10 protein-coding genes are annotated in these 9199 nt (G+C 65.6%); 5 read left to right on the top strand and 5 right to left on the bottom strand.

The features are described 5' to 3' along the window. Positions 1-110: 110 nt before the first annotated feature. A complete protein-coding gene (locus J1N50_RS00390; RefSeq protein WP_343227818.1) occupies positions 111-914 on the bottom strand; it encodes an SDR family NAD(P)-dependent oxidoreductase in 804 nt (267 codons plus the stop codon). 79 nt (positions 915-993) lie between these two features. Here J1N50_RS00390 and J1N50_RS00385 point away from each other — a divergent pair, with 79 nt between their 5' ends. Next, positions 994-1425 carry a winged helix-turn-helix transcriptional regulator gene (locus tag J1N50_RS00385; protein WP_246552839.1) on the top strand — a complete coding sequence of 144 codons (432 nt, stop codon included), beginning with the start codon at positions 994-996 and terminating at the stop codon, positions 1423-1425. 125 nt (positions 1426-1550) lie between these two features. Here the strand turns inward: J1N50_RS00385 and J1N50_RS00380 are convergent, their stop codons facing one another. Further along, complete coding sequence (locus J1N50_RS00380) at positions 1551-2057, bottom strand: SRPBCC family protein (protein ID WP_246552837.1); 507 nt, start codon at positions 2055-2057, stop codon at positions 1551-1553. Between the two features lie 24 nt (positions 2058-2081). Here J1N50_RS00380 and J1N50_RS00375 point away from each other — a divergent pair, with 24 nt between their 5' ends. Beyond that, positions 2082-2408 (top strand): ArsR/SmtB family transcription factor, encoded by a 327-nt coding sequence (locus J1N50_RS00375; RefSeq protein ID WP_215348937.1) that lies wholly within the window; start codon positions 2082-2084, stop codon positions 2406-2408. A gap of 50 nt (positions 2409-2458) precedes the next feature. On the opposite strand, the gene J1N50_RS00370 is transcribed toward J1N50_RS00375, so the two are convergent. The 3 genes from J1N50_RS00370 to J1N50_RS00360 form a co-directional block, all read right to left on the bottom strand. Then, entirely contained in the window at positions 2459-4285 is a 1827-nt protein-coding gene (locus J1N50_RS00370; RefSeq protein ID WP_215348934.1) for a M2 family metallopeptidase, read from the bottom strand. A 73-nt stretch (positions 4286-4358) separates the two neighbouring features. Then, positions 4359-5111 carry an alpha/beta fold hydrolase gene (locus tag J1N50_RS00365; protein WP_215348931.1) on the bottom strand — a complete coding sequence of 251 codons (753 nt, stop codon included), beginning with the start codon at positions 5109-5111 and terminating at the stop codon, positions 4359-4361. Between the two features lie 42 nt (positions 5112-5153). Further along, positions 5154-5801 carry a 2-hydroxychromene-2-carboxylate isomerase gene (locus tag J1N50_RS00360; RefSeq protein WP_215348928.1) on the bottom strand — a complete coding sequence of 216 codons (648 nt, stop codon included), beginning with the start codon at positions 5799-5801 and terminating at the stop codon, positions 5154-5156. 127 nt (positions 5802-5928) lie between these two features. Between J1N50_RS00360 and J1N50_RS00355 the strand changes: the two genes are divergently transcribed. Genes J1N50_RS00355 through J1N50_RS00345 form a run of 3 tightly spaced genes read left to right on the top strand, consistent with a single transcriptional unit; the run spans position 5929 to position 9063 of the window. Then, positions 5929-6369: a MarR family winged helix-turn-helix transcriptional regulator gene (locus J1N50_RS00355; protein WP_215348925.1), complete on the top strand. Its 441-nt coding sequence runs from the start codon at positions 5929-5931 to the stop codon at positions 6367-6369. Beyond that, positions 6369-7475 (top strand): HlyD family secretion protein, encoded by a 1107-nt coding sequence (locus tag J1N50_RS00350; protein ID WP_215348923.1) that lies wholly within the window; start codon positions 6369-6371, stop codon positions 7473-7475. Before J1N50_RS00355 ends, J1N50_RS00350 begins: the two co-directional genes overlap by 1 nt. Positions 7476-7479: 4 nt before the next feature. Next, positions 7480-9063 carry a DHA2 family efflux MFS transporter permease subunit gene (locus J1N50_RS00345; protein ID WP_215348920.1) on the top strand — a complete coding sequence of 528 codons (1584 nt, stop codon included), beginning with the start codon at positions 7480-7482 and terminating at the stop codon, positions 9061-9063. Positions 9064-9199: the final 136 nt, after the last annotated feature.

The raw sequence follows: 9199 nt of genomic DNA, 5'->3' as shown, positions 1-9199 counted from the left end.
TGCGCGAATGGACCCCGGATCAAGTCCGGGGTGACGAGACAAGGAAGGACAACTTCCGGTCGATTCCCGACGATGAGAGGGCGGCTTGCGAGGGCCGCCCTTCCGTCGAGTCAAACCGCTTCGTTCACGCGGTAGCGCGCCGCCACATCGCGCTTCGACAGGTTGGGGCCCATCGCGAGCCGCGCGGCATGATAGGCCTTCCACTGGCCTTCGTCGGCGAGCGGCGGGATCGTCACTTCCTCCCCGCGGTCGAGCCCGAGCAGCGCCGCGTCGACCAGATCGCCTGCGCTCATCACCATCTCGGCAGGGAAGGCATCGATGTCCTTGCCCGACCGCTCCCAGATTTCGGTGCGCGTCGCGCCCGGCAGCACCGCCTGGACATGGAAGCCCTTGTCGCGGCCGTTCGCGGCGAGCGCGTGGCTGAGGTTGAGCAGAAACGCCTTCGACCCGCTGTACACGCCCTCGAACTGTTCGGGGGCGAGCGCGAGGACCGAGGCGATGTTGACGATCGCGCCCTTGCCGCGCGCGCCGAACGCCTTGCCCGCCGCGATGGCGAGCCGCGCCGCAGCGGTGATGTTGAGCGCGATGATCGTCTCGATCTCGGCGGCGCTGTTCTCGAGCGTCCCGCCGTTCAGCGACATGCCGGCATTGTTGACGAACAGCGTGATCGCGTCATCGTCGGTCAGGCGCTGCTCGATGCGCGTCACGTCGCCGCTTTTGGTCAGGTCTGCAGCGATCACGTCGACCGCAACGCCATAGTCGGCGCGCAGCTTGGCAGCGAGCTCTTCCATCTGCGCGCCGTTGCGCGCGACGAGGATCAGGTCGTGCCCGCGCTTCGCGAGGCGGTCGGCATAAACGGCGCCAAGGCCGGTCGACGCGCCCGTGATCAGGGCCGTTCCAGTGGGAATCGTCATCGTCATTCTCCTTAGCAGGCGGCCCTCCAACGGGTCACTTGCAAAATGATAGTGACTGCCCCATATAGGTTCAATGGGTATGGATAAAAATAATTTGGGCACTTGCCCCGTCGACCGCGGACTGATGCGCGTCGGCGACCGCTGGAGCATGCTGGTCCTGCGCGATATCGAACGCGGGCTGACGCGGTACGAGCAGCTTCGCACCAGCCTCGGCATCGCACCGAACATCTTGTCGCGGCGCCTGTCGGCGCTCACCGAGGCGGGGCTGATCGCGAAGACGCGCTACAGCCAGCGCCCGCCGCGCGACGAATATCTGCTCACCGATGCGGGGCGCGATTTCCTGCCGATCCTGATGGCGATCGGCGCGTGGGGGCGGAAATATAATGGCGGGGGTGCGCTCAGCCAGCATCTCGATGTGGCGACCGGCGAGGTCGTGCGCCCCGTGGTGGTCGATGCCAACACCGGTGCCCCGATCGGCACCCGCCCGCTCAGAATGGAGTATCCCGACTAATCCTCCCTGCGGCGAAGCCGTGGGAAGGGGGACCGCCGAAGGCGGTGGAGGGGCGCATGGCCTTCGCCCCTCCGTCAGCCCTGCGGGCTGCCATCTCCCCATGCCTGCGGCACAGGGAGGATCGATTATTTGTACATCCCCTCGCGCAGATTGATGCCATATTCGACCCACGCCTTGAGCGCGCACAGCATCTGCGACCAGCCCTGGCAATTGCCGTAAGACGCCCCGAGCGCGCCCTGGTTCGCGCGCCAGCCTTCCTCGGCGATCTCGACCAGCGTGCGGCCGTCGTCGAGCCCCGTGAAGCTCATCGTCACGCGCGTGCGGTAATCGGCGTCCTTCGGCTCGCCGCCCTCGACGTTCGGCGCCTCGCCCTCGTTCGCCTGCCATTCGAGGACGATCTTCTCGTCCGGCACCACCTCGATCACATAGACGGGAAAGGCTCCGGGAAAGTCGTGGAAGTCCCACGTCACCGTTGCGCCGGTCTCCAGCCGCCCCCTGGCGCCGCCGGTCGTGAAATAGTGCGACAGTTGCCTGGGATCGGCGACCGCCTCGAACACCTCGTGCACCGGCTTCGCGATCCGCGCCGCAACCCTGAACTTCAACTCCATCATCATTCTCCGCTTGAGTCGCATATTTTTATGTTATATTTATATAACATGTCAATTCACGACCAGTTCGACGCGACCTTCAAGGCGCTCGCCTCGCCGATCCGGCGGCAGATATTGGACGATCTCAAGGATCAGCCGCTGACGACCGGCGCGCTGTGCGGCCATTTCGCGGACATCGACCGCTGCACGGTGATGCAGCATCTGAAGGTGCTGGAGGATGCGGGGCTCGTCATCGCCGAACGCCGCGGCCGCGAGCGCTGGAATCATCTGAACGCGATGCCGATCCAGGACATCCACGACCGCTGGATCGGCCCGCACGCTGCGGCGGCGACTGCGCGGCTGGCGCGGTTCAAACAGTCGATCGAGGCGCAATAAAAAGGCCGGGGCGTCGCCACCCCGGCCTCTCCATGTCGATCGAACCCGGCTTACCAGCCCTGCGGCTTGCCCTTGTTCTGTTCGTCGAGCCATTTCTTCAGCGGCGCGAAATAGGCCGCCATCGCCTTGCCCGACATTTCGCGGCTGCCGGTGAAGGCCTGCAGCGCGTCGGGCCACGGCTTCGACGCGCCCATCTCCAGCATCGCGTTCAGCTTCGCGCCGACCTCCTTGTTGCCGTAGAAGGAGCAGCGGTGGAGCGGCCCCTTCCAGCCCGCCTGCTTGCAGGCCGCCTGATAGAATTGGAACTGCAGCACGCGCGCGAGGAAATAGCGCGTGTAGGGCGTGTTGCCCGGGATGTGGAACTTCGCGCCGGCGTCGAACGCGTTCGCCGGCCGTTCGCCCGGCGGGACGATGCCCTGATATTGCAGCCGCAGATCGGTCCACGCCTTGTTATAGTCGGCGGGCTTGATCGAGCCGTCGAAGACGCCCCAGCGCCAGCGGTCGACGAGCAGGCCGAAGGGCAGGAAGGCGACCTTGTCCATCGCCTGGCGCAGCAGCAGGCCGATGTCCTTGTCGGCGCTCGGCACCTTCGATTTGTCGAGCAGGCCGATGTCGACCAGATATTGCGGCGTGATCGACAGCGCGACGAAATCGCCGATCGCCTCGTGGAAGCCGTCGTTCGCGCCATTGAGATAGAGGAACGGCTGCTTGTTATAGGCGCGCTGGTAATAATTGTGGCCGAGCTCGTGGTGGATGGTGATGAAGTCGTCGGCGTTCACCTTGATGCACATCTTGATGCGCAGATCGTCCTTGTTGTCGATATCCCACGCCGACGCATGGCAGACGACCTCGCGGTCGGCGGGCTTCAGGAACTGGCTGCGCTTCCAGAAGGTGTCGGGCAGCGCCGCGAAGCCGAGCGACGAATAGAAATTCTCGCCCGCCTTGACCATGTCGAGCGGCCCCTTGCCCTTTTCGGCGAGGAGGTCGCCGATGTCATAGCCAAGGTCGCCGGTGCCCGGCGGCGCGACGAGCGGGTAGATATTGCCCCATTCCTGCGCCCACATATTGCCGAGCAGGTCGGCGCGGATCGGGCCGGTCTTCGGCTGAACCGCATCGCCATATTTCTCGTTCAATTTCCAGCGGACATAGGTGTGGAGCGCCACATAGAGCGGCTTCATGTCCTGCCAGATTTTCTCGGTCAGCTTGGCGAAGTCCTCGGGCGGCATGTCATAGCCCGAGCGCCACATCGCGCCGGTGTCGGCAAAGCCCAGTTCCTTCGCGCCCGCATTCGCGATGCCGACCATCTTGACATAGTCGTCCTTCATCGGCGCGCCGACCCGATCGTGCCAGCTTGTCCACATCTCGGCGAACTGGGCGGGCGTGTTCTTGAGATTGCCCATCTCGGCTTCGATGTCGGAGCCCGAGATTTCCTTGCCGTTCAGCGTCCCGCGGCCCTTGCCGTATTGCGACTGCAGGTCGGTCGCGATGGTGTTGAGCTCGGTCGCGGCGCCGGGCGTCGTCGGCGCGGGCAGAACGATGCCGGTGCGCAATATGTCGAGCTTGCGCTTCGTATCCGGGCTAAGCCCCGCAACGCTGGCGTATTTCGCCGCTTCGAGGGCGTATTTGACCGACTTTTCGGTGCCGACCGCGTTGATCCGCGCCGCCATCGCGTCGGTGTCCTCGGTGATATAGGTCGCGTTGACCCAGTTCACCTGCGCGCCCTCGACCGTATAGTCGAACAGGTCCTTTTCGACCGCGGCGATAAAGGCGTCGGCGTCCGCGGCCGTGGGGGCGGCGGCGGGGGCGGCTTGCGCAAAGGCGGGGGTCGCCACCGCGAGCGACAGGGCAAGCGACAGCGTTGAAATCATGGCTTTCATGGGGGCGTCCTCTGGATATTCTGATGCGCTCTCGGGCGCGATGGCGGCAATCTGGACCGGCCCGCGGGCAGGGTCAAGCCATCAGGAAGGCAACCATCGCCGCGCCCATCTCGGGCTGGGTGACGCTCGACATATGCGTGCCGGGAATGATGCCGAGCTGCGCATCGGGAAGAACCGCGGCGAGCTCTTCGGCCGAGCCATTGTCCTGATCCTGATCGCCGCAGACGAGCAAGGTCGGCATCGCCAGCGCCGCGAGCATGTCGGGCGTCGTATCGGTGAAGCTGTCCAGGAGCAGGCGCGCTGCAACGCGGTCGATCTTCATCGTCTTCATGAACTGGATCGACATCCAGGTGTCGTCGCCGCGCTTCGCGGTTTCATAGTCGGCGATGACGCGCCGGAAGAATTGCCCGCGCTGCGACCAGCCGGCGAGTCCGGCGAGCCCCATGCCGCCAAGGATCAGCTTGCGCGGTTTGATCCCGGCAACGACGGCGCGCGTGCTTGTTCGCGCGCCCAACGAAAAGCCGCCGAGGTCGAAATCGGAGAGGCCCAGATGCGCGATCAGGTCTTCCAGATCATGCACCAGCACGTCGGGCGGATAATGTTCGGGCTCATGCGGCGCATCGCTCGATCCGTGGACGCGCAGGTCGGGCATGACGACGCGAAAGCCCGCTTCGGCGATCCGCGCCGCCGTGCCGAATTTGATCCAGTTGACTTCGGCGTTCGAAAACAGCCCGTGGAGCAGCACGACCGGGCGCCCCTCCCCCATCTCGCGCCATGCCAGCCGCACGCCGTCGCGTGCTTCGAAAAATCGGGGTTCGATGCTCATGCGCGGCCTATGCCCCGTCGGCCACGGGTTGGGCAAGGCCGATCAGCGCGTCTGCAAGCCCTTCTGCTCCATGCGCCACTTCGCCATCTCGATCCGGTCCTGGCCGAAGAAAGGCTCGCCATCGAAGACCAAGGTCGGCACGCCCCAATGGCCCGCGATCTCCAGCGCGACCTGGTTCGCCGCGATCTCGTTGTCGAGCGTCTCGGCATCGGCCTCCGCCTCTGCATCGAGTTCGGCGAGGCTGAGGCCCGCGCGCCGCGCCGCGGCCGCAAGATGATCGCCAAGGTGCCAGTCCTGCGCCCCGCCCCAGATGAGCTGCGCAACCTCGTGGCAGAAACCCAGGCTCTTGCCGCGCCGCGACGCGGCCTGCCCCAGTCGCGTCAGGCGATAGATATAGGGTTGCTCCGACGCGATCTCGCGCGTCATGACGTTCTGCACGATCGGGTCGGGACGCGGCGGTCCGAAGGGAATGCCGTGGAATTGCGCGACGCGGATCATGTCGCGCATCGTGTAGCTCAGCCAGTTGGGGTGATTGCGCTCGAAAAAATCGGGCTGGCGGATCGCAAGCGGATAAACCGGGCGCAGGTTGATCGACAGGTCATGGCTGGCGGCAAGCGCCCGGTAGCGGCCGATCGCGAGATAGCTGTAGGGCGAGCGAAAGGACCAGAAGAGGTCGGCGGTCAGGGTCATCCCCATATCCTGCCCAAAAAGCGCCCCAGCGCAAGTAGTGTAAAGGAATTTAACACCAAATCAGATATTTCCCCTTGGCGACGCCTCATGGTTGAATATAGTAGCAATTGCTATTATATCTGCTGCCATGAGTGAGACGATCGGCTATCTGCTCAACGACAGTGCGCGGCTGTTCCGGCGCGCCTTCAACGCGCGCACGCGCGACACCGGCATCACCGCGCTGCAATGGCGCATGATCACCTATCTGAAGCGCCACGAGGGCATCCGGCAGGGCCCGCTCGCCGAGCTGATCGAGGTCGAGCCGATCACCCTCTCGCGGATGGTCGACCGGCTCGCCGAGGCGGGGCTCGTCGAGCGGCGGGCCGATCCCACCGACCGCCGCGCCTGGCGGCTTTATCTGACCGCGCGCGCCGGCGACATGCTCGGCGCGATGCGTCCGATCGCCGAAAAGCTCACCGAAGAAGCCACCGAAGGACTGAGCGCCGCCGAAGTCGACCAGCTGGTCGCGCTCGTCGAAAAGGTGCGCGCCAACCTCTCCCGCCGCGAATGCCTAAAAGAGACCGCATAATGGACCAGCTCTCCCCTTCCCGCACCAAGGCCGAAGACGCCGCGCCGGCGCGCGCGCCCAAGGCCGACCCGGTGCCGCCTCCGGCGCAGCCGGCCACTGCCGCCGCAGGCAAGCCGGGGCCGAGCTGGCGCGCGCGCCTGCTGATGTTCGGCCTGCCCGCCGTTTTGCTGGCCGCAGGCGGTTGGTACTGGCTGACGAGCGGCGGATCGGTGTCGACCGACAATGCCTATGTCCAGATGGACAAGGTCTCGATCGCCGCCGAAGTCGGCGGCCGGATCACCGAGGTCGCGGTCAAGGACGGCCAGATGGTGCAGAAGGGCCAATTGCTGTTCCGCATCGACGGCGAGCCCTATGCGCTCAGCGTCGCCCAGGCGAACGCCGCGATCGACGCCGCCAACGTCGATGTCGGCAACCTGTCGGCGAGCCTTGCGGCCACCGGCGTCGATATCAAGGCGGCCGAGGAAGGCCTGGCCTTCGCGCAGTCGAACTTCGCGCGCCAGGCGGCCTTGATGGACAAGGGCTTTACGACCAAAGCGGCCTATGACGCATCGAAACATGCCGTCGAACAGGCACGCGCCGCGCTGGCGCAGGCGCGCGCCGACGCCGCCGAGGCGCGCTCGAAGCTCGCCACCGGCGCAAGCGGGATCAATCCGCAGGTCGAGGCGGCGAAGGTCCAGCGTTCGCAGGCGGAGGTCAATCTCGGCCGCACCGAAGTCCGTGCACCGAGCGCGGGGCGCATCGCGCAGTCCGACCGGCTGCTCGTCGGCCAGATGATGGTGCAAGGCCTGCCCGCCGTGACGATCGTCGACACGCTGCACCCCTGGGTCGAGGCGAATTTCAAGGAAACCGACCTTGCCGACATGCGCGTCGGCCAGCGCGCCGAAATCAGCTTCGACGCCTATCCGGGGCTCAAGGTCCGCGGCCATGTGCTGACGATCGGCGCCGGCACGGGCAGCGAATTTTCGGTGCTGCCGGCGCAGAATGCGACGGGCAACTGGGTCAAGGTGACGCAGCGCGTGCCGGTGCGGATCGCCTTCGACGAAAAGCCGGCGCGCGACATGATCGCGGGGCTGTCGGCCGACGTCAAAGTCTTCACCGACAGATAAGGCCGTGGCGAGCCGCGCCTTTCCCCGCCGGTCCGCCGCCGCGGCCGTCGACGATGCGATCCCGCTGCACGAGCAGGTTCGCTTTCGCGGCCTGCTGACCGTCGCCGTCATGGGCGCGTCGATCATGCAGATTCTCGACACGACGATCGCCAACGTCGCGATCCCGCACATGCAGTCGGCGCTCGGCGCGACGAGCGAGACGGTGACCTGGGTGCTGACGAGCTACATCCTCGCCTCGGCGGTCGCGATGCCGATCACCGGCTGGCTTGCCGATCGCATCGGCCGCCGCGAGTTGTTTCTTGGCGCCATTGCGGGGTTCATCGTCGCGTCGATGGCGTGCGGCGCGGCGCAGTCGCTCGAACAGATGGTCGCGTTCCGCTTCCTGCAGGGGATCAGCGCCGCCTTCATCGGCCCGCTCTCGCAATCGGTGATGCTCGATATCAACCCGCCGGAAAAGCAGGCACGCGCGATGTCGATCTGGGGCATGGGGATCATGATCGGACCGATCCTGGGGCCGATTCTGGGCGGCTGGCTGACCGAGTCGGTCAACTGGCGCTGGGTCTTCTACGTCAACCTGCCCGTCGGGCTGCTGACGCTTGCGATGATGTGGGCTTTGCTTCCCGCGACGCGCAGGCGCGACCGTCGGTTCGACCTGTTCGGCTTTTCCATGCTGGCGCTCGGTCTCTCGGCGCTCCAGCTGATGCTCGACCGCGGCGCGCATCTCGACTGGTTCGACAGCCGCGAGATCTGGATCGAGATGGCGGTCGCGATCGCGTGCCTGTGGATGTTCGTCATCCACCTCTTCACCGGCCGCGAAACGCTCTTCAACCGGCAGATGATGGCCGATCGCAACCTCGTCACCGCGATGGGCTTCATGGTCGTCATCGGCATCGTGATGTTCGCGTCGATGGCGCTGCTGCCGCCGATGCTGCAGAATCTGTTCGGCTGGCCGGTGATCGACACCGGCTGGGTGCTCGCGGTCCGCGGCATCGGCATCCTGATGAGCATGTGGGTCGCGGGCCAACTGCTCGGCAAGGTCGATGCCCGCTGGATGGTCGGCACCGGCCTCGCCATCGCGGGGCTGTCGCTCTGGCAGATGAGCCACTGGTCGCTCGAAATGGGGATGCGGCCGGTGATCGTCAGCGGCCTCGTCCAGGGCATCGGCATGGGGCTGGTCTTCATCCCGCTCAACACCATGGCTTTTGCGACGATCCCGCCGCAGTACCGCACCGACGGGTCGAGCCTGCTCAATCTCTTGCGCAGCATCGGCGCGTCGGTCGGCATCTCGGTGGTCACTACGCTGCTCGGCGCCAATATCCAGACGAGCCACGAGGATCTGGCGGCGCATGTGACCAACAGCTCGACGTCGATGCTCGACGCCTCGACCGCCGACCGTTTCGGCATCGCCGGCGATACCGCGATGGCGATGGTCAATGCCGAGATCAACCGGCAGGCGGCGATGGTCGCCTATATCGACGATTTCTGGCTGATGATGTGGGTGACGCTCGCCGCGGTGCCGCTGGTGCTGTTGCTGCGGCCGCCAAAGCCCGGCGGACCGAACGCTTCAATGGCCGACATGGGGCATTAGGGTAGTGGCTGCTTTGAGGTGAGGAGTGGTCGCACCAAGCTCGTCATGCTGAACTTGTTTCAGCATCCATGGACTGAGCGTTCGTCCGGCGCGGCGCTTAAGGAAATGGCGGACCATGGATCCTGAAACAGCGAGG

This window comes from Sphingopyxis soli, assembly GCF_018682675.1.
Taxonomy (GTDB): Bacteria; Pseudomonadota; Alphaproteobacteria; order Sphingomonadales; family Sphingomonadaceae; genus Sphingopyxis; species Sphingopyxis soli.
The sequence above is the reverse complement of the archived record's forward strand: the minus strand, read 5'-3'. Positions and strand labels throughout refer to the sequence as shown.

Excerpts from the sequence above, each read along its gene's own strand:
- J1N50_RS00390 (WP_343227818.1), bottom strand. The coding sequence starts at position 914 with ATGACGATTCCCACTGGAACGGCCCTGATCACGGGCGCGTCGACCGGC.
- J1N50_RS00385 (WP_246552839.1), top strand. The coding sequence starts at position 994 with ATGGATAAAAATAATTTGGGCACTTGCCCCGTCGACCGCGGACTGATG.
- J1N50_RS00380 (WP_246552837.1), bottom strand. The coding sequence starts at position 2,057 with ATGCGACTCAAGCGGAGAATGATGATGGAGTTGAAGTTCAGGGTTGCG.
- J1N50_RS00375 (WP_215348937.1), top strand. The coding sequence starts at position 2,082 with ATGTCAATTCACGACCAGTTCGACGCGACCTTCAAGGCGCTCGCCTCG.
- J1N50_RS00370 (WP_215348934.1), bottom strand. The coding sequence starts at position 4,285 with ATGAAAGCCATGATTTCAACGCTGTCGCTTGCCCTGTCGCTCGCGGTG.
- J1N50_RS00365 (WP_215348931.1), bottom strand. The coding sequence starts at position 5,111 with ATGAGCATCGAACCCCGATTTTTCGAAGCACGCGACGGCGTGCGGCTG.
- J1N50_RS00360 (WP_215348928.1), bottom strand. The coding sequence starts at position 5,801 with ATGACCCTGACCGCCGACCTCTTCTGGTCCTTTCGCTCGCCCTACAGC.
- J1N50_RS00355 (WP_215348925.1), top strand. The coding sequence starts at position 5,929 with ATGAGTGAGACGATCGGCTATCTGCTCAACGACAGTGCGCGGCTGTTC.
- J1N50_RS00350 (WP_215348923.1), top strand. The coding sequence starts at position 6,369 with ATGGACCAGCTCTCCCCTTCCCGCACCAAGGCCGAAGACGCCGCGCCG.